The organism is Variovorax sp. UC122_21 (assembly GCF_044056785.1).
Classification (GTDB): domain Bacteria; phylum Pseudomonadota; class Gammaproteobacteria; order Burkholderiales; family Burkholderiaceae_C; genus Variovorax.
Genome location: NZ_CP172004.1, coordinates 2,084,907 through 2,102,503, shown reverse-complemented (window position 1 = coordinate 2,102,503; position 17,597 = coordinate 2,084,907). Strand labels below are relative to the sequence as shown.

At 68.7% G+C, this 17,597-nt stretch carries 17 protein-coding genes; 3 read left to right on the top strand and 14 right to left on the bottom strand.

All coding sequences use genetic code 11. The features are described 5' to 3' along the window. The first annotated feature begins 20 nt into the window (after positions 1–20). On the top strand, positions 21–1,091 hold the full coding sequence (locus tag ACHMXE_RS22285; protein ID WP_395351326.1) for a lipocalin-like domain-containing protein: 1,071 nt from the start codon (positions 21–23) through the stop codon (positions 1,089–1,091). A gap of 214 nt (positions 1,092–1,305) precedes the next feature. Here ACHMXE_RS22285 and ACHMXE_RS22280 read toward each other — a convergent pair whose 3' ends face one another. From ACHMXE_RS22280 to ACHMXE_RS22255, 6 genes are all read right to left on the bottom strand, one after another. Beyond that, positions 1,306–2,292, bottom strand: coding sequence for a branched-chain amino acid ABC transporter permease (locus ACHMXE_RS22280; protein ID WP_395351323.1), 987 nt, complete (start codon positions 2,290–2,292; stop codon positions 1,306–1,308). 11 nt (positions 2,293–2,303) lie between these two features. Next, on the bottom strand, positions 2,304–3,179 hold the full coding sequence (locus ACHMXE_RS22275) for a branched-chain amino acid ABC transporter permease (RefSeq protein WP_203201892.1): 876 nt from the start codon (positions 3,177–3,179) through the stop codon (positions 2,304–2,306). 45 nt (positions 3,180–3,224) lie between these two features. Continuing rightward, positions 3,225–4,421 (bottom strand): ABC transporter substrate-binding protein, encoded by a 1,197-nt coding sequence (locus tag ACHMXE_RS22270; RefSeq protein ID WP_093356153.1) that lies wholly within the window; start codon positions 4,419–4,421, stop codon positions 3,225–3,227. A gap of 56 nt (positions 4,422–4,477) precedes the next feature. Beyond that, on the bottom strand, positions 4,478–5,674 hold the full coding sequence (locus ACHMXE_RS22265) for an ABC transporter substrate-binding protein (protein ID WP_209543410.1): 1,197 nt from the start codon (positions 5,672–5,674) through the stop codon (positions 4,478–4,480). Between the two features lie 76 nt (positions 5,675–5,750). Continuing rightward, positions 5,751–6,458 (bottom strand): ABC transporter ATP-binding protein, encoded by a 708-nt coding sequence (locus ACHMXE_RS22260; RefSeq protein WP_395351320.1) that lies wholly within the window; start codon positions 6,456–6,458, stop codon positions 5,751–5,753. Next, positions 6,458–7,228: an ABC transporter ATP-binding protein gene (locus ACHMXE_RS22255; RefSeq protein ID WP_395351318.1), complete on the bottom strand. Its 771-nt coding sequence runs from the start codon at positions 7,226–7,228 to the stop codon at positions 6,458–6,460. Before ACHMXE_RS22255 ends, ACHMXE_RS22260 begins: the two co-directional genes overlap by 1 nt. 428 nt (positions 7,229–7,656) lie before the next feature. On the opposite strand from ACHMXE_RS22255, the gene ACHMXE_RS22250 reads away from it, so the two are divergent. Then, the gene (locus ACHMXE_RS22250; RefSeq protein ID WP_395351315.1) at positions 7,657–8,277 is read left to right on the top strand and encodes a cysteine hydrolase family protein; all 621 of its coding nucleotides are present in this window, start codon (positions 7,657–7,659) and stop codon (positions 8,275–8,277) included. Here ACHMXE_RS22250 and ACHMXE_RS22245 read toward each other — a convergent pair. From ACHMXE_RS22245 to ACHMXE_RS22225, 5 genes are all read right to left on the bottom strand, one after another. Continuing rightward, positions 8,262–9,155 (bottom strand): LysR family transcriptional regulator, encoded by an 894-nt coding sequence (locus ACHMXE_RS22245; RefSeq protein ID WP_395351312.1) that lies wholly within the window; start codon positions 9,153–9,155, stop codon positions 8,262–8,264. The two genes, ACHMXE_RS22250 and ACHMXE_RS22245, sit on opposite strands and share 16 nt — an antisense overlap. 79 nt (positions 9,156–9,234) lie before the next feature. Further along, entirely contained in the window at positions 9,235–10,800 is a 1,566-nt protein-coding gene (locus ACHMXE_RS22240) for a DHA2 family efflux MFS transporter permease subunit (RefSeq protein ID WP_093339330.1), read from the bottom strand. Between the two features lie 41 nt (positions 10,801–10,841). Continuing rightward, positions 10,842–12,182 carry an efflux RND transporter periplasmic adaptor subunit gene (locus tag ACHMXE_RS22235; RefSeq protein WP_395351309.1) on the bottom strand — a complete coding sequence of 447 codons (1,341 nt, stop codon included), beginning with the start codon at positions 12,180–12,182 and terminating at the stop codon, positions 10,842–10,844. Between the two features lie 29 nt (positions 12,183–12,211). Then, positions 12,212–13,714, bottom strand: coding sequence for an efflux transporter outer membrane subunit (locus tag ACHMXE_RS22230; RefSeq protein ID WP_395351306.1), 1,503 nt, complete (start codon positions 13,712–13,714; stop codon positions 12,212–12,214). Beyond that, complete coding sequence (locus tag ACHMXE_RS22225; protein ID WP_209543414.1) at positions 13,707–14,243, bottom strand: MarR family transcriptional regulator; 537 nt, start codon at positions 14,241–14,243, stop codon at positions 13,707–13,709. The genes ACHMXE_RS22230 and ACHMXE_RS22225 overlap by 8 nt, the downstream gene beginning before the upstream one ends. Before the next feature lie 89 nt (positions 14,244–14,332). Here ACHMXE_RS22225 and ACHMXE_RS22220 point away from each other — a divergent pair, with 89 nt between their 5' ends. Beyond that, positions 14,333–16,120 (top strand): ABC transporter transmembrane domain-containing protein, encoded by a 1,788-nt coding sequence (locus tag ACHMXE_RS22220; protein ID WP_203201900.1) that lies wholly within the window; start codon positions 14,333–14,335, stop codon positions 16,118–16,120. Between the two features lie 59 nt (positions 16,121–16,179). Here the strand turns inward: ACHMXE_RS22220 and ACHMXE_RS22215 are convergent, their stop codons facing one another. The 3 genes from ACHMXE_RS22215 to ACHMXE_RS22205 are packed head-to-tail and all read right to left on the bottom strand — an operon-like array spanning position 16,180 to position 17,592. Then, on the bottom strand, positions 16,180–16,647 hold the full coding sequence (locus tag ACHMXE_RS22215) for a DUF1178 family protein (RefSeq protein ID WP_209543415.1): 468 nt from the start codon (positions 16,645–16,647) through the stop codon (positions 16,180–16,182). Positions 16,648–16,655: 8 nt separating this feature from the next. Beyond that, complete coding sequence (locus ACHMXE_RS22210) at positions 16,656–17,258, bottom strand: NUDIX domain-containing protein (RefSeq protein WP_395351301.1); 603 nt, start codon at positions 17,256–17,258, stop codon at positions 16,656–16,658. A gap of 31 nt (positions 17,259–17,289) precedes the next feature. Further along, positions 17,290–17,592: a DUF2818 family protein gene (locus tag ACHMXE_RS22205; RefSeq protein WP_395351298.1), complete on the bottom strand. Its 303-nt coding sequence runs from the start codon at positions 17,590–17,592 to the stop codon at positions 17,290–17,292. Positions 17,593–17,597 lie beyond the last annotated feature (5 nt).

The window sequence follows — 17,597 nt, the reverse complement described above, 5'->3', positions numbered from 1 at the left end:
GCTTGTAGACTCGTGCGGCCATGTCACCCGCCCTCCTGTCGCGCCGCGACCTCCTGCTCGCGGCGCTCGCCGCCTCTTCGGGTCTCGCGCCCGCCTGGGCCCTGCCGCCGCGCACGCTGCAGTTCCCGCGCGACTTCGGCAGCCATCCCGAGCTGCGCACCGAGTGGTGGTACGTCACGGGCCATGCGCAGGCCGAGGGCGGTCGCGCCTTCGGCTTCCAGGTCACCTTCTTCCGCTCGCGCGTCGACGCCACGCAGGGCATGCGCTCGAAGTTCGCGGCGCAGCAGCTGGTGTTCGCGCACGCGGCCGTCACCGACCTCGAGGGCCGCGCGCTGCGGCACGACCAGCGCATCGCGCGCGCGGGCCTGGGCGGCGCCTCGGCCAGCGAAACCGACACCGCGCTGCGTTTGCGCGACTGGTCGCTGCTGCGCGGCGAAGACGGCTACACGGCGCGCATTCCCGCCAGCGGCTTCACGCTCGAGCTGCGCTTCGCGCCCACCCAGCCGGTGCTGCTGCAGGGCCGCGCGGGCCTCTCGCGCAAGGGGCCCGACGAGGCCCAGGCCAGCTACTACTACAGCGAACCGCAGCTCGCGGCGCAGGGCCGCATCGTGCTCGACGGCCGGCCCTTCGCGGTGCGCGGCAAGGCCTGGCTCGACCACGAATGGAGCGAGGCGCTGCTGCACCCCGAGGCCGTGGGCTGGGACTGGATCGGCATGAACCTCGACGACGGCGGCGCGCTCACGGCCTTCCACCTGCGCCGCGCCGACGGCAGCGCGCTGTGGTCGGGCGGTTCGTTCCGCGCGGGCGACGGCACGCTGCGCGTGTTCGGCCCCGACGAGGTGCGCTTCGAGGCCGGCCGTCCGTGGAACAGCCCGCGCACGCAGGCGCGCTACCCCGTGCAGTGGCGCGTGCGCACGCCCGCGGGCGAATTCGAGGTGCGCGCGCTGCTCGACGACCAGGAGCTCGACAGCCGCGGCTCGACCGGCGGCGTGTACTGGGAAGGCCTGAGCGACCTGCTCGATGGCCAGGGCCGGCGCGTGGGGCGCGGCTACCTGGAGATGACGGGGTATGTGGCGCCTCTGAAACTCTAGAAGGCGGACAGCCGTACGCAGAGGGCGCGAAGGTTTCGCGAAAGACGCAAAAGAACAGCCTGAAATGTGTGGGCTGCGCTTTGACAGCGGCTACGCCCCGTGCCGGCACCTCCAGGCGCGGCGGTGGCACGCCAGCGGCCCACCTTCAAGGTTTTCTTTCGCGCCCTTTGCGAAACCTTCGCGCCCTCTGCGTACGGCTGTCCGATCCCGATTTCTACCGAGCCTTGCGCCGATCGATGAAGGCGATGATCTCGCCCATGATCCCCTTGCGGAAGGCCAGCACGCAGATCACGAAGATCAGGCCCGTGACCATGGTCACCGACTCGCCCAGCGTGTTGAACCAGTCGATGGTGGTGATGCGCGCGAGCAGGTTGCCCAGTTCGCCGATCTTGTTCTCGAGCAGCACCACCACGGCCGAGCCCACCAGCGGCCCCGACAGGGTGCCCAGCCCGCCCACCAGCGTCATCAGGATCACCTGGCCCGAAGCGGTCCAGTGCACGTCCGTCAGGGTCGCGAAGCCCAGCACCAGCGTCTTGAGCGAACCCGCCAGCCCCGACAGCGCTGCCGAGATCACGAAGGCCAGCAGCTTGAAGCGCGCCACGTCGTAGCCCAGCGACAGCGCGCGCGGCTCGTTCTCCTTGATGCCCTTCAACACCTGCCCGAACGGCGAGTGGATGGTGCGCACGATCAGCAGGAAGGCGGCAACCACGATCGCCAGCGCGACGTAGTACATCGTCAGGTCGTTGCTCAGGTCGATGAGGCCGAACAGCTTGCCGCGCGGCACGCCCTGCAGGCCGTCCTCGCCGCCGGTGAACCTCGCCTGCAGCGCGACGAAGAACATCATCTGCGCCAGGGCCAGCGTGATCATCGCGAAGTAGATGCCCTGGCGCCGGATGGCCAGCACGCCGAACAGCCAGCCCAGCAGCGCACCCACCAGGGTGCCCGCGATCAGGCCCAGTTCGGGCGTGAGGCCCCAGACCTTGATCGCATGGCCCGCCACGTAGGCCGAGCCGCCGAGGAAGGCCGCATGGCCGAAGGACAGCAGCCCGGTGAAGCCCAAGAGCAGGTTGAAGGCCGAGGCGAACAGCGCGAAGCACAGCAGCTTCATCACGAACACCGGGTAGGCGCCGAAGAACGGCGCCAGCACCAGCGCGACGAGCAGCAGGCCGTAGAAGACGGTGGAGATCTTTTTCATGTTCATGCCGCCTGCTCTCACTTCTCTTTGCCGAACAGGCCGGCAGGACGCACCAGCAGCACGATGACCATGATGACGAACACGACGGTGGACGAGGCCTCGGGATAGAAGACCTTGGTGAAGCCCTCGATCACGCCCAGCCCCAGCCCGGTGAGGATGGCGCCCATGATCGAGCCCATGCCGCCGATCACGACGACGGCGAACACCACGATGATCAGGTTCTGGCCCATCAGCGGCGAGACCTGGATCACCGGCGCGGCCAGCACGCCCGCGAAGGCCGCGAGGCCCGCGCCGAAGGCATAGGTCAGCGTGATCATCAGCGGCACGTTGACGCCGAAGGCCTCGACCAGGCGCGGGTTCTCGGTGCCCGCGCGCAGGTAGGCGCCGATGCGGGTCTTCTCGATCACGAACCAGGTGGCGATGCACACGACCAGCGAGGCCACGACCACCCAGGCGCGGTAGTTGGGCAGCACCATGAAGCCCAGGTCGGTGGCGCTCGAGAGCGCCTCGGGCGCGTCGTAGGCCAGGCCCGAGACGCCATAGATCGAGCGGAACACGCCCTCGATCAGCAGCGTGAGGCCCAGCGTGAGCAACAGGCCGTAGAGGTGGTCGAGCTTGTAGATCCAGCGCAGCAGCAGCCGCTCGATCAGCACGCCGAACAGGCCGATGACGATGGGTGCGGCGATCAGCATCACCCAGTAGTTGATGCCGAAATATTCCATCGCCATCCAGGTGAGCACCGCGCCGAGCATGAACAGCGCGCCGTGCGCGAAGTTGATGACGTTGAGCAGGCCGAAGATGACGGCCAGCCCGAGGCTCAGGATGGCATAGAAGGAGCCGTTGACCAGCCCCAGGAGGAGCTGGCTCAACAAGGCGGGAAGGGAAATGGTCATAGGGGGTTCAGCAGGCGCGGGCCCGAGCGGGCCCGCGGGGGTCGGTCATTTCCAGAGCGCGCACTTGCTCTCGGCCTTCGTGGTGAAGACCTGGTCGCCCGGCAGCTTGGCCACGACCTTGTAGTAGTCCCAGGGCTGGCGCGACTCGGACGGCGCCTTGACCTGCATCAGGTACATGTCGTGCACGAAGCGGCCGTCGGCGCGCACCGTGCCCTTGGCGTAGAAGTCGTCGATGGGCATCTTCTTGATCTGCTCCATCACCTTGTCGGCGTCGGTGGTCTTGGCCGCCTGCACCGCCTTCAGGTAGGTCATGGTGGCCGAGTAGTCGGCCGCCTGGATGTCGGTGGGCATGCGCTTGGTCTTGTCGAAGAACTTGCGGCCAAAGGCGCGCGTGCGTTCGTCGAGGTTCCAGTCCCAGCTGGTGGTGAGCAGCAGGCCCTCGGTGTTCTTCAGGCCCAGGCTGTGGATGTCGGTGATGAACACCAGCAGGCCGGCCATCTTCATCGACTTGGTGATGCCGAATTCCTTGGCCGCCTTGATCGCGTTGATGGTGTCGCCGCCGGCATTGGCCAGGCCCAGGATCTGCGCCTTGGAGTTCTGCGCCTGCAGCAGGAACGAGGAGAAGTCGGAGGCGTTGAGCGGATGCTTGACGCCGCCGACCACGGTGCCGCCCTTCTCCTTCACCACCTTCGCCGTGTCGGCCTCGAGCGCGGCGCCGAAGGCGTAGTCGGCGGTCAGGAAGAACCAGTTCTTGCCGCCCTGCTCCACCACGGCTCCGCCCGTGCCCTTGGCGAGCGCGACGGTGTCGTAGGCGTAGTGCACGGTGTAGGGGCTGCACTGCTCGTTGGTGAGCGCCGAGGTGCCGGCGCCGTTGACCACGAACACGCGCTTCTTCTCCTGCGCCACCTTGGCCATCGCGAGACCCGTGCCCGAGTTGGTGCCGCCGAACAGCATGGTCAGGCCCTGCGTGTCGATCCACTCGCGTGCCTTCGAGGCCGCGATGTCGGCCTTGTTCTGGTGGTCGGCGGTCAAGAGCTCGATCGGCAGGCCGTTGACCTTGCCGCCGAAGTCGTCGATCGCCATCTGGATCGCCACCGCGCCATTCTTGCCCTCCACGTCGGCGTAGAGACTGGACATGTCGGTGACGAAACCGATCTTGACCTTGTCCTGCGCCTGGGCGGCGCCCGCCGCCACGAAGGCAGTGGCGAGCAGACAGGCGGAAGCGATGGCGCTGCGTTTCATGGTGGTGATCCTCGTGGTGGTCTTGTGTTCTTCGGCGGGGCGGTCTCAGGCGCTCGTCACTTCCAGAGCGCGCACTTGGTTTCGGCCTTGGTCGTGAAGACCTGGTCGCCCGGCAGGGTCTTGAGCACCTTCAGGTAGTCCCAGGGCTTCTTCGACTCGGACGGCGACTTCGCCTCCACCAGGTACATGTCGTGGATGAAGCTGCCGTCGGCGCGGATCTGGCCCTTGCCGTAGAAGTCGTCGATCTTCATGCTCTTGAGCTGCGCCATCACCTTGTCGGAATCGGTGGTCTTGGCGGCGGCCACGGCCTTCAGGTAGGTGGTGGTGGCCGAGTAGTCGGCGGCCTGCACGTCGGTCGGCATGCGCTTGGTCTTCTCGAAGAAGCGGTTGGCGAACTTGCGCGTGTCGTCGTTCAGGTCCCAGTACCAGCTCGTGGTGTGCAGCAGGCCTTCGGTGTTCTTCAGGCCCAGGCTGTGGATGTCGCTGAGGAACACCAGCAGGCCGGCGGTCTTCATGGACTTGTTGATGCCGAATTCCTTGGCCGCCTTGATCGCGTTGATGGTGTCGCCGCCGGCATTGGCCAGACCGAGGATCTGCGCCTTCGAGTTCTGCGCCTGCAGCAGGAAGGACGAGAAGTCCGAGGCATTGAGCGGATGGCGCACCGAGCCCACCACCGAGCCGCCCTTCTCCTTCACCACCTTGGTGGTATCGGCTTCGAGCGCATGGCCGAAGGCGTAGTCGGCCGTCAGGAAGAACCAGCTCTTGCCGCCGCGGTCGACCACCGCCGCGCCCGTGCCCTTGGCCAGCGCGACCGTGTCGTAGGCGTAGTGGATGGTGTAGGGGCTGCACTGCTCGTTGGTGAGCACCGAGCTGCCCGCGCCGTTGTTGAAGTACACGCGCTTCTTCTCTTCGGCCACCTTGGCCGTGGCCAGCGCCACGCCCGAGTTGGTGCCGCCGAAGACCATGGTCACGCCGGCGGTGTCGATCCATTCGCGCGCCTTCGAGGCGGCGATGTCGGCCTTGTTCTGGTGGTCGGCGGTCAGCAGCTCGATGGGCTGGCCCAGCACCTTGCCGCCGAAGTCGTCGATGGCCATCTGGATGGCGGTGGCGCCCCCCTTGCCTTCGAGGTCGGCGTACAGGCTCGACAGGTCGGTGACGAAGCCGATCTTGACCTTTTCCTGGGCCTGCGCGCCGGTGGCTGCGAGGGCGAGGACGGCGATGGCGCCAGCGATGAGGCCGAGTTTCTTTTGCATGCGAAGTCTCCTGAAAGAATCTTTGTGAGATGAGGACGGGAACGTCGGGGTCTTGTGGACGGAAAGGGAAAGAGGTTCAGACGCCCAGCAGCTCGTTGAGCACCGGCATCTTGGCTTCGAGCTCGGCGGCACCGAACTTCTCGACGATGCGGCCGTGCTCCATCACGTAGAAGCGATCGGCCAGCGGCGCCGCGAAGCGGAAGTTCTGCTCCACCATCACGATGGTGTAGCCCTTGGAACGCAAGGTCGTGATCATTCGCGCGAGCGCCTGCACGATCACCGGCGCCAGGCCTTCGGAGATCTCGTCGAGCAACAGCAGCTTCGCGCCCGTGCGCAGGATGCGCGCCACCGCCAGCATCTGCTGCTCGCCGCCCGACAGCCGCGTGCCCTGGCTGTGGCGACGCTCCGCCAGGTTTGGGAACATCGCGTAGATCTCCTCGACCGACATGCCCTGCCCCGCGCCCTTGAGCTCGGGCGGCAGCATCAGGTTCTCCTCGCACGACAGGCTCGCGAAGATGCCGCGCTCCTCGGGGCAGTAACCGATGCCCAGGTGCGCGATGCGGTGCGTGGGCATTGCGATCGTTTCCTTGCCATTGACCTCGATGCTGCCCTTGCGCGCACCGGTCAGGCCCATGATCGCGCGCAGCGTGGTGGTGCGGCCCGCGCCGTTGCGGCCCAGCAAGGTGACCACTTCGCCCGGCTGCACGACCATGTCGACGCCGTGCAGCACATGCGATTCGCCGTACCAGGCCTGCAGGCCCTTGATCTCCAATGCGGCGGTCATCAGTGAGCTCCCTGCAGTTGGCCGTCGGTGGTGCCCATGTAGGCCTCCATGACCTGCGGGTTCTTCGAGACCTCCGCGTAGGGGCCTTCGGCCAGCACGGCGCCACGCTGCAGCACGGTGATGGTGTCGGCGATGGTCGAGACCACGCTCATGTTGTGTTCGACCATCAGGATGGTGCGACCCGCCGACACGCGCTTGATCAGCTCGGCCACGCGGTGCACGTCCTCATGGCCCATGCCCTGCGTGGGTTCGTCCAGCAGCATCAGCTCGGGCTCCATCGCGAGCGTGGTCGCGATCTCCAGCGCGCGCTTGCGGCCATAGGGCAGGTTCACGGTCTGCTCTTCGGCGAGATCTTCCAGGCCGACTTCCGCGAGCAGCTCGCGCGCCCGCGCATTCAAGGGTTCGAGCGACTTCTCGCTCTTCCAGAAGTGGTACGAGGTGCCGAGCCGGCGCTGCAGCCCCAGGCGCACGTTCTCGAGCAGCGTGAGGTGCGGGAACACGGCAGAGATCTGGAACGAGCGAATGATGCCGCGCCGCGCGATCTGCGCGGGGCGCTCGCCCGTGATGTCCTGGCCGTTGAAGAGGATCGTGCCGCTGGTGGGCTCGAGGAACTTCGTGAGCAGGTTGAAGCAGGTCGTCTTGCCCGCGCCGTTGGGTCCGATGAGCGCGTGGATCGAACCGCGCACGACCGAGAGGTCGACCTTGCTGACCGCGGTGAAGCCCTTGAATTGCTTGGTGAGCTGGCGTGTTTCGAGAATGACGTCGCTCATCTCGCGAAGCCGCCCGGGTAGTGACCGAAAAAGTCTGTCATGCGTTTGTTCTCACAGCGCCACCATCGAGCGCGGACCGATTGTTGGGGGGCGCCTCTCGCTTGCATACTGGGGCAAATGCCTATGCTGCAGTGCAACCTTCTCGAACGGTGACGCATGTCCGGCATGCATGCCATCGGCACACTGTCGCCGCAACGACAAAGCATGTGCACCGCAGCATGCCGCGCGCATGCGATCGCTGCTTCTTCGCGCGCACTTCCGAACTACATCGCGGCTGCAGCGCGCGCGGTCCATCGGCGGCGGGCGGATGGCTTCGGCCCGCGCACGCCGACCTTCGCGATTCGCACAAGTCTTGTGCGCCCGTGCATCTACACCGGCACGCCCGCGCTTCGTACGCTTCGGTCTTCTTCAGTCCCCCAGAGAAGTCCATGCAGCATCCCAGCATCCGCACGCTCACCGGCGCGCAGCCGACCACCCGCCTCGATCCCGCCACCACGGCGCTGATCGCGATCGATTTCCAGAACGAGTACTTCGACGGCCGCATGCCGATCCCCGATGGCCTGCCGGCACTGCGCCAGGCCCGGCGGCTGATCGATGCGGCCGACCGGCATGCAGTGCCGGTGTTCCACGTGCAGCATCTCGCGCCCGCGGACAGCCCGATCTTCGCGCAGGGCAGCGCGGCCTTCGACATCCATCCCGAACTGCGCCCCGACGCGCGGCACGCGGTGCTGACGAAGGCGACGCCGAGCGCCTTCGCGGGCACCTCGCTCGATGCCGAGCTGCAGGCGCGCGGCATCCGCACCCTGATCCTCACCGGCCTCATGACCCACATGTGCGTGTCGGCGACCGCCTTCGATGCCGCGCCGCGCGGCTACCAGAACCTGATCGCGGGCGATGCCTGCGCGACGCGCGACCTCGACCTCGAGGACGGCGGCGTGCTCGGCCATCGCGAACTGCATCGCGCGGCGCTGCGCGGCGTGTCGGACGTGGTGGCCGAGGTGCGCTCGACCGACGAGCTGCTGCGGCTGCTCGATCAGCCGGCGCCGTAACGCGCCGCCGCGAAATCGACGAAGGCGCGCACCTTCGGCGACAGGTGGCGGTTCTGCGGATAGAGCGCGTAGAGGTTCAGTGCCGGCTGATCGAAGTCCGGCAGCACGCGCACCAGCTCGCCGCGCGCGAGATGGTCGCGCAGCAGGAAGGCCGGCGAGAGCGCGAGCCCGGTGCCGGCCAGCGCGGCCGTGCGCAGCACGATGCCGCTGTTGGCCTGCAGCCGGCCGCCGACCTCGACCGTGTGCACGCCGCCGTCGCGCGCGGTGAAGCTCTGCTGCCCCGCCTTGCCCGCGAGCGAGTAGTTGAGGCACTCGTGCGCCGCGAGATCCGCGGGCACGACCGGCGTGCCGCGCCGCCGCAGGTAATCGGGCGAGGCCACCCACCACTCCTCGAAGCTCGCCAGCCGCTTGACGATCAGCGTCGAGTCCGACAGGCCATGGGCCAGCCGCAGGCCCACGTCGAAACCCTCCTCGATCAGGTCGACGAAGCGGTCGTTGCACACCAGGTCGACCTTGAGCTGCGGATGCGCTTCGAGAAAAGCCGGCAGCCATTGGGCGAGCGCCTCGAGCCCGAAGGACATCGGCGCGTTGATGCGCAGCAGGCCCGTGGGCTCGACCTGGTGTTGCGCGACGGCCAGCGCGGCGGCCTCGAGCTGGTCGAGGATCTGGCGGCCGTGCTGGTAGTAGGTCTGGCCGGCCTCGGTGAGCGCGAAGCGGCGCGTGGTGCGGTTGAGCAGTTGCACGCCGAGCGCGGCCTCGAGCTGCTTGACCTGGCGCGAGACGACGGTGTGCGAGACATCCATGGCCTCGGCCGCGGCCGTGAAGCCGCCGGCCTCGACCACCGCGCGAAATGCCTTCAAGGCGGCGAACTGATCCATGCGCGCGACTGTATGCGAACGAAACCCCCGGGCCTCTTGCGAAACCCGGGGGTCGATGGGGGATGCGACGAGCGCTGACTCAGTGCGCGCCGGCCGCCGCGTCGCTGCCCGCGCCGCCCGATTGCGGCCGAGCGAACCACACCAGCGGAATCAGCAGCAGGAACAGCACGGCCGATGCATAGAAGATGTCGTTCGAGGCCAGCATGAAGGACTGCTGGTCGACCAGGCGATTGATCTGGCCCATCACCTGCTCGGTGCTGAAGCCGTTGCTCGCGAGGCCCGACATCGCGCTGGTGGCCGCGATGTTGCCCTGGTTGATCGACTCCGCGAGCTGCGCATGGTGCAGCGTCGCGCGGTTCTCCCACAGCGTGGTGGCGATCGAGGTGCCCATGGCACCGGCCGTGATGCGCAGGAAGTTCGACAGGCCCGAGGCGGCCGGGATGCGGTCGGGCGTGAGGCCCGAGAGCGTGACCGTCACCAGCGGGATGAAGAAGAACGCCATCGCGATGCCCTGGATGAAGGTCGGGATCATGATGGTCCCGAAATCGGCCTGGGTGTTGAAGTTCGACCGCATCCACAGCACCAGCGCGAACACCAGGAACGAGAAGGTGGCGTAGCGGCGCGGGTCGACCTTGGCGATGGTCAGGCCCACCACCGGCGACAGGAAGATCGCCAGCAGCCCCACCGGCGCCATCACCATGCCCGCCTGCGTCGCGGTGTAGCCCATCCACTGCTGCAGCCACAGCGGCAGCAGCACCACGTTGCCGAAGAACAGGCCGTAGGCCACGGCGGTGGCGACCGCGCCCGACCAGAAGTTGCGGCGCTTGAACAGCGACAGGTCGACCACCGGATGCTTCTCGGTCAGCTCCCAGATCAGGAAGAAGGCGAAGCCGACGACGGCCACCACCGCGAGCGTGACGATCTGCGCCGAGTGGAACCAGTCGAGCTCCTTGCCCTTGTCGAGCATGAGCTGCAACGCGCCGACCCAGATCACCAGCAGCGCGAGGCCGATGGCGTCGATGGGTACCTTGTGGGTCAGGCTCTCGCGCTTGCGGTACAGCACCCAGGTGATGGCCGCGGCGACGATGCCCACCGGGATGTTGATGTAGAAGATCCAGGGCCAGGAAATGTTGTCGGTGATCCAGCCGCCGAGCAGCGGCCCCATCACCGGCGCGACCAGCGTGGTCATCGACCACATGGCCATCGCGAGGCCGGCCTTGGCGCGCGGATAGCTCGACAGCAGCAGCGTCTGGGACAGCGGGATCATCGGCCCCGCGACGAAGCCCTGCAGCGCGCGGAACGCGATCAGCGTGGTCATGTTCGGCGCCAGGCCGCACAGCAGCGAGCTGATCATGAACAGGATCACGCTCGCCACGAACAGGCGGACCTGGCCGAAGCGCTGCGTCATGAAGCCGGTGAGCGGCACCGCGATGGCATTGGCCACCGCGAAGCTGGTGATGACCCAGGTGCCTTGCGTGGTGCTCACGCCAAGGTCGCCCGAGATGGCCGGCAGCGACACGTTCGCGATCGACGAGTCGAGCACGTTCATGAAGGTGGCGGCCGAAAGCGCGATCGTCCCCCACACGCGGGCGGAGCCCTCGAGCGGAGGCGGTGCGACGTAGGCGGGTGCGGCGGCGGTGGCCATGGTTCAGCGCGACAGCGGTCGGAACGAAAGCGCCGTGGCGATCAACCGGGCTGGCCTTGCGCAGGGATCTGCGCGGCCGAGGCCGGCGAGATCGCGGGCGCGGCGCGGTTGGCGGGCACCGAGGGCACGTGCACGGCCTTGGCGGCCGCGCCGTTGCCGAGGTTGGCGGCCACGATGCGGTCGACCTCGGCGTCGGCGCCGCGGTCGAGCTGGCTGTAGACCTGCGTCTGCGTGAGCGCGGTGGCGCGCGGCGCGTCGGCGAGCATCTTGCCGGCCCTCTGCGTGATGTCGACCTCGACGTCCATCGACAGGCCGATGCGCAGCGGGTTGGCCTTGAGCTGCTCGGCGTCGAGCGCGATGCGCACCGGCACGCGCTGCACCACCTTGATCCAGTTGCCGGTGGCGTTCTGTGCGGGCAGCAGCGCGAAGGCGCTGCCGGTGCCCACGCCGAGGCCGGCGACCTTGCCCGTGTACTCGACCTTCTTGCCGTAGACGTCGGCCGTGAGCTTCACCGGCTGGTCGATGCGGATGTTGCGCAGCTGCACTTCCTTGAAGTTGGCGTCGACCCACAGCTGGTTGAGCGGCACGATCGACATCATCGGCGTGCCGGCCGCGACGCGCTGGCCGAGCTGCACGGTGCGCTTGGCGACGTAGCCGTCGACCGGCGCGGGCATGGCGACGCGCTGCGTGGCGAGGTAGGCCTCGCGCACCTTGGCGGCGGCGGCCAGCACGCTCGGGTGCTCGGCCACGCTGGTGCCCTCGGTCAGCGACTGGTTGCTGGCGAGCTGCTCGCGCGCGGCGATCACGCCGGCCTGCGCCGCGGCCAGCGCGCTCTTCGCGTTGGCGAGCGTGGTCTCGGCATGGTTGAGTTCTTCCTTCGACACCGCGCCGTTGCCCGACAGCGCGCGGCGGCGCTGCAGGTCGTCCTGGGCCTTGGCGATGTCGCTCTGGGCCTTGACGATGTCGCTCTGGCGCAGCGTGACCTGCGCGGCCAGCGAGCCGTTGTTGGCGTACAGCGTGCGGGTCTGGCGCACGGTCTGCGCGAGCGCGGCCTCGGCCTGTTCGAGCGCGACCTTGGCATCGGCCGGGTCGAGCTGCACCAGCGGCTGGCCGGCCTTCACGTAGTCGGTGTCGTCGGCATTGATCGCCATCACGGTGCCGCCGATCTGCGGCGTGATCTGGATCACGTTGCCCTGCACGTAGGCGTTGTCGGTGTCCTCGTAGTGGCTGGCCACCAGCCATTCGTAGAGGCCCCAGCCGCCACCGACCACGACCACCGCGGCGGTGAGCGCGGTGAGTGCGCGGCGGCGCTTGCCGTTGCCTGCTTCGGGGACCGCGGCGGAGGAAGGAGCAGCGGTGGTCTGTGTGTTGTTGTCGCTCATGATGGTCTTTCCGGATTCGAAAGAGAGATTCAGTGGGCCGCGGCCGACGGGGTCGCGGAGGCCGTGGTGGTGGCGCCGGAAGCGGCGCTCGCGGTGTTCGACGGCGGCTGCCAGCCGCCGCCGAGCGCACGCGCCAGCGCGACCTGGGTGTCGAGCGCGCGCGCGGCGAGGTCGACGGCGAGCCGGCGCTGCGCCAGCACCGAGGTTTCGGCGGTCAGCACGTTGAGGTAGTTGCCGAGGCCCGCGCGGTAGCGCTGCACGGCGATGTCGTAGGCGCCCTCGGCGGCCGTCTGCGCGGCGCGCTGCTCGGCCTGCTGGCGCCCGATCGACTGGATGCTCGTGACCTGGTCGGCCGCGTCGCGCACGGCATCGATCACGGTGGCGTTGTAGCTCTCGACCGCGGCATCGAGGTCGGCCGACTTGCCGCGCAGGTTGGCGCGCAGCTGGCCGCCCTCGAAGATCGGCAGATGGATCGCCGGGCCCACGCCCCACTGCTCGCTGCCCGACTTCAGGAGCTTGCCGAAGCCCAGGCTCTGGAAGCCGACGAAGGCCGTGAGGTTGACGTTGGGATAGAACAGGGTCTTGGCATTGGCCACGTCGCTGGTGGCGGCCTCGACGCGCCAGCGCGCGGCCGCGATGTCGGCACGGCGGCCCAGCAGGTCGGCCGGGATGTTGGGCTGCAGCACGATCGGCTTGACGCCGTCGATCAGCGGCGGCTTGAGCGCGTCGCTCGCACCGGGCTGGCCCACGAGCGCGTCGAGCGCGTGCTTCGCGATCGCGACCTGCTCGTTGAGCGCCTCGATCTGCTGGCGCGCCTCGGGCAGGCCGCCTTCGCTCTGGCGCAGCTCGAGCCGGGTGTCGAGACCGGCCGAGACGCGGTCGCGCACCAGCTTCAGGGTTTCGTCGCGCTGCGCCAGCGTGCGCTGCGCCACCGCGAGCTGCTCGTTGAGGCGCGCCCACTGGAAGTAGCTGCGCGCCACGTTGCTCGCGAGCAGCACGCGGGCCGCGTCGGCATCGGCGGCGGCTGCGTTGGCGGCGCCGATCGCGGCATCGAGCGCGGTGCGGTTCTTGCCGAAGAAGTCGAGCTCCCAGCTCGCGCCGAGCTGCAGCAGGCCGACGTTCTGGATCGAGCCGCCCAGCGGTTCGGGATAGATGTAGTTGGTGTTGAACTTCTGGCGCGTGGCGTCGAGGTCGAGCCCGACCTTGGGCTTGAGCGCCGCGCCCGCTACATCGGCATTGGCCTGCGCGCGCGCGAGGCGGGCCTGCGCGACCTGCAGGTTGGGGTTGCCGGCCACGGCCTGGTCGACCAGGCCGTTGAGCTGCGCGTCGCCGAAGGCCAGCCACCATTGGCTGTCGAGGGCGGGAGCGGCGGCCTTGTCGGCCGAGGCGATGCCGAGCGAGCCGGCATCGCGCAGCTTGGCCTGTCCGCCGATGCCGGCCATGTCGGCACAGCCGGCCAGCGCGACCACCAGCAGCGCGGCGGCGACGACGGGGGTGCGGCGCAGGGCACGCACGGCGAATGAATCAGTCATTTTTTCCTCCACGGGCCGCGAGGGCCTGTGCGTTGTCGAGGATGCGGCGCAAGTAGGACTTGAGCTGCCCCCATTCATCGGCGGTGAAGTCCGCCAGCAATTCGTTCTGCACGCGGCTCAGGACGTGGGGCACTTCCTTGGCGGCCGCGCGGCCTTCGTCGGTGAGCTCGATATTGACCACGCGCCGGTCTTCGAGCGAGCGCACGCGCCGGCACAGGCCCTTGGCCTCGAGCCGGTCGAGCAGGCGCGTCATGGCGCCGGTGTCGAGCTCGCAGGCGCGCGCCAGTTCGGCCACCGTGGTGGCCGCGCCGATGTGCAGCTTGTAGAGCGGCACCCACTGCGGATAGGTCGGGCTGCCGGGCTCGCACATGCGGGTTTCCACCGACTGCGCCACCGTCGTGACGATCCGGCGCATCAGGTAGCCAATGCTTTCCTCGGTCGAATACGACTCCGCCCGGTAGAAATCGGGCGTACGACGCACCTCGTCCGGTGCAACCGGAGCGTCATCGGGAGCAGTGGCATCGTTCATGACCCAAATATTAGCTGCCATGGCAATTATTGTCAAGGCGACCTTTGTGAAGGCAAAGGTTCTCTCGCGACTCGCTAGAATCGCGGCCCATGGCTTCCTCCCCCTCGCCGGCCTCCACGGCCAAGGGCTCGCCCCGATCGCTGTCGGGTCTGGGCCCTTTTCTTCGTCCCTACCGTGTGCAGATCACGCTGGCCGCCGTGTTCCTGGTCATGGCGGCGGTCACGACGCTGGTGTTCCCCCTGGCCCTGCGCAGCCTGATCGACGGCGGCCTGGTCAACCCCGACAAGGGCGCCCAGACGATGGCGCTGCGCGAGCATTTCGGCGCCCTGTTCGCGGTCGCGGTCGCGCTCGGGCTGTTCTCGGCGGCGCGCTTCTACACGGTGAGCTGGCTCGGCGAGCGCGTCACGGCCGACCTGCGCAACGCGGTCTACAGCCGGGTGCTGCGCCAGAGCCCGGTGTTCTTCGAGACCACCCAGACCGGCGAGGTGCTGTCGCGCCTCACGGCCGACACGACGCTGGTGCAGACGGTGGTCGGCTCCTCGCTGAGCATGGGCCTGCGCAACGCGGTGATGGGCGTGGGCGCGCTCGCGATGCTGATCTGGACCAATCCCTACGTGATGGTGCAGGTGCTCGGCCTGCTGGTGGTGGTGGTGCTGCCGAGCATGTGGTTCGGCCGCCGCGTGCGCCGGCTGTCGCGCGCCAGCCAGGACCGCGTGGCCGACTCGAGCGCGATCGCGGCCGAGGTGCTCAACGCGATCCCCGTGGTGCAGAGCTACACGGCCGAGGACCGCGAGGCCGGCCGCTTCGAGGGCTCGACCGAGAGCGCGTTCCGCACCGCCGTGCGCCGCACCAAGGCACGCTCGGTGCTGGTCGCCTTCATCATCATCGCGACCTCGGCGGCGCTGCTGTGGGGCCTGTACCAGGGCACGCAGGCGGTGCTGCGCGGCGACATCACGGCCGGCCACCTGGGCCAGACCGTGGTCTACGTGGCGATCCTCGCGAGCGCCACCGCGGTGCTCGGCGAGGTCTACGGCGACCTGCTGCGCGCCGCCGGCGCGACCGAGCGCCTGATGGAGCTGCTGCATGCGCCCGCGGCCATCGTCTCGCCCGCCGCGCCGGTGCGCTCGCCCGTGCCCGCCGCGGGCAGCGCGATCGTGTTCGACCGGATCACCTTCCACTACCCCTCGCGGCCCGGCACGCCGGCGCTGCGCGACTTCTCGCTGGCCGTGACGCCCGGCGAGACGGTGGCGCTGGTCGGCTCGAGCGGCGCCGGCAAGAGCACCGTGTTCCAGCTGCTGCTGCGCTACTACGACCCGCAGTCGGGCCAGCTGCTGCTCGACGACGCGCCGCTGGCCTCGCTGGCGCTGCACGACCTGCGCACGCGCATCGGCCTGGTGCCACAAGATGCGGTGATCTTCTCGACCAGCGCGCTGGAGAACATCCGCTACGGCCGGCCCGAGGCCAGCGTCGAGGAGGTGCATGCGGCCGCCCGTGCCGCCTTCGCGCACGACTTCCTGCAGGCGCTGCCGCAGGGCTACGACACCTTCCTCGGCGAGCGCGGCGTGCGCCTGTCGGGCGGCCAGCGCCAGCGCATCGCGATCGCGCGCGCCATGCTCAAGAACCCGCCGCTGTTGCTGCTCGACGAGGCCACGAGCGCGCTCGATGCCGAGAGCGAACGCATGGTGCAGGCCGCGCTCGAATCGGCGATGGAAGGCCGCACGACGCTGGTGATCGCGCACCGGCTGGCCACGGTGCAGAAGGCCGACCGCATCGTGGTGCTCGACCATGGCGGCATCGTCGAACAGGGCACGCATGCGGCGCTGGTGGCGCAGGGCGGGGTCTACGCGCGGCTGGCGGCGTTGCAGTTCACGAGCTGACCAGCACCGCTCGGGACCCGGGCCCCGGAAAGCAAAAAGGAGAGCCTCGGCTCTCCTTTTTATTGCAGGGTTTCCTTGAGCCCCGCCGGGATCGGCAGCGGCATCACCGCGATCCCCTCGTCGAGCAGCGCCTCGGTCTGCTCGGGCGTGGCCTGGCCGCGGATGCCGCGCTCCTTGGTCTCGCCGTAGTGCATGCGGCGGGCCTCGTCGGCGAAGCGGTCGCCGACGTCCTCGGTCTTGGCCAGCACCTCGCGCACGGCGCGCATCCAGCGCGCCTCGGGCGACATCTCGGCCGGCAGGTGGGCGGGCGCCGATGCGGGCGCCGCGGCGTTCGAACGCTCCGCCTCGGGCGCCTTCGCGTTGCCGAGGTTCAGGCGCGGCGCGCTCAGCAGCTTGACGATCGCAGTATTGGCGCAGACCGGGCACTCGACCAGTCCGCGCGCGAGCTGGCTCTCGAAGTCCTCATTGGACCCGAACCAGCCTTCGAAGCCGTGGCCGTGCGCGCATTGGAGATCGAGGACCTTCATGCGCGCGATTATCCCCGGGCCGAGTCGCCCTGCCAGTCGAGGGCCCATGCGCCCGAGCCCGTGTTCTGCAGCCACAGCGCGCAGGCCAGGGTCTTGGCGTCGGTGACCGAGCCGTCGCGGCACCAGCCTAGAAGCTCTTCGGGCGTGGCGGTGAAAACGTCGAGGAATTCGCCGTGGTCGAGCTGCCGCTCGCCGAGCGAGAGGCCGCGCGCGAAGTAGATGTGGATGACCTCGGTCGAATAGCCCACGGCCAGGTGCATCGCGCCGGCCCGCGCCCACTCGCTTGCGCGGTAGCCGGTTTCCTCGAGCAGTTCGCGCTGGCCACAGACCAGCGGATCCTCGCCCGCGTCGAGCTTGCCCGCGGGGAACTCGATCATCACCTGGCCCACCGGGTAGCGGAACTGGCGCTCGAGCACCACGCGGCCGTCGTCGAGCAGCGGAATCACCACCACGGCGCCCGGATGCACGACGTACTCGCGCGTGGCGCTGTGGCCGTCGGGCAGCTTCACGGTGTCGCGGCGGACTTCGAGGAAGTTGCCCTTGGCGAGCGATTCGCGCGAGGTCAGTTCTTCCCTGAGGTGCGAATCGCCGGGGGTGCTGGTGGACGTCATGGTGCGCTCCGTGGTCGGGTGGATGGCGAGCTCAGTGCCGGTGCTTCATCAGGTAGCGCCAGGTGAAGCCCGGGAAGGCCAGCACGATGAACAGCGCGCCGGTCACCGCATAGAACTCCCAGCCCTGCGTGGCGATCTGCCCTGCCCTGCGCTCGAACAGCAGGCCGATCCCGCCGGCGATGAAGTACAGCACCACCAGCTCACCGAAGCGCATGGCCAGCGTCTTGCGCGCGCCGATCGCCACGGCGCCGAACAGCCGGTCGTTGACGAACGGCAGGTTGGCGGCCAGCAGGGCCAGCAGCAACACCACCCAGACCGAAGCCGTCTGCGACACCTTGT

Excerpts from the sequence above, each read along its gene's own strand:
- ACHMXE_RS22285 (WP_395351326.1), top strand. The coding sequence starts at position 21 with ATGTCACCCGCCCTCCTGTCGCGCCGCGACCTCCTGCTCGCGGCGCTC.
- ACHMXE_RS22280 (WP_395351323.1), bottom strand. The coding sequence starts at position 2,292 with ATGAACATGAAAAAGATCTCCACCGTCTTCTACGGCCTGCTGCTCGTC.
- ACHMXE_RS22275 (WP_203201892.1), bottom strand. The coding sequence starts at position 3,179 with ATGACCATTTCCCTTCCCGCCTTGTTGAGCCAGCTCCTCCTGGGGCTG.
- ACHMXE_RS22270 (WP_093356153.1), bottom strand. The coding sequence starts at position 4,421 with ATGAAACGCAGCGCCATCGCTTCCGCCTGTCTGCTCGCCACTGCCTTC.
- ACHMXE_RS22265 (WP_209543410.1), bottom strand. The coding sequence starts at position 5,674 with ATGCAAAAGAAACTCGGCCTCATCGCTGGCGCCATCGCCGTCCTCGCC.
- ACHMXE_RS22260 (WP_395351320.1), bottom strand. The coding sequence starts at position 6,458 with ATGACCGCCGCATTGGAGATCAAGGGCCTGCAGGCCTGGTACGGCGAA.
- ACHMXE_RS22255 (WP_395351318.1), bottom strand. The coding sequence starts at position 7,228 with ATGAGCGACGTCATTCTCGAAACACGCCAGCTCACCAAGCAATTCAAG.
- ACHMXE_RS22250 (WP_395351315.1), top strand. The coding sequence starts at position 7,657 with ATGCAGCATCCCAGCATCCGCACGCTCACCGGCGCGCAGCCGACCACC.
- ACHMXE_RS22245 (WP_395351312.1), bottom strand. The coding sequence starts at position 9,155 with ATGGATCAGTTCGCCGCCTTGAAGGCATTTCGCGCGGTGGTCGAGGCC.
- ACHMXE_RS22240 (WP_093339330.1), bottom strand. The coding sequence starts at position 10,800 with ATGGCCACCGCCGCCGCACCCGCCTACGTCGCACCGCCTCCGCTCGAG.
- ACHMXE_RS22235 (WP_395351309.1), bottom strand. The coding sequence starts at position 12,182 with ATGAGCGACAACAACACACAGACCACCGCTGCTCCTTCCTCCGCCGCG.
- ACHMXE_RS22230 (WP_395351306.1), bottom strand. The coding sequence starts at position 13,714 with ATGACTGATTCATTCGCCGTGCGTGCCCTGCGCCGCACCCCCGTCGTC.
- ACHMXE_RS22225 (WP_209543414.1), bottom strand. The coding sequence starts at position 14,243 with ATGAACGATGCCACTGCTCCCGATGACGCTCCGGTTGCACCGGACGAG.
- ACHMXE_RS22220 (WP_203201900.1), top strand. The coding sequence starts at position 14,333 with ATGGCTTCCTCCCCCTCGCCGGCCTCCACGGCCAAGGGCTCGCCCCGA.
- ACHMXE_RS22215 (WP_209543415.1), bottom strand. The coding sequence starts at position 16,647 with ATGAAGGTCCTCGATCTCCAATGCGCGCACGGCCACGGCTTCGAAGGC.
- ACHMXE_RS22210 (WP_395351301.1), bottom strand. The coding sequence starts at position 17,258 with ATGACGTCCACCAGCACCCCCGGCGATTCGCACCTCAGGGAAGAACTG.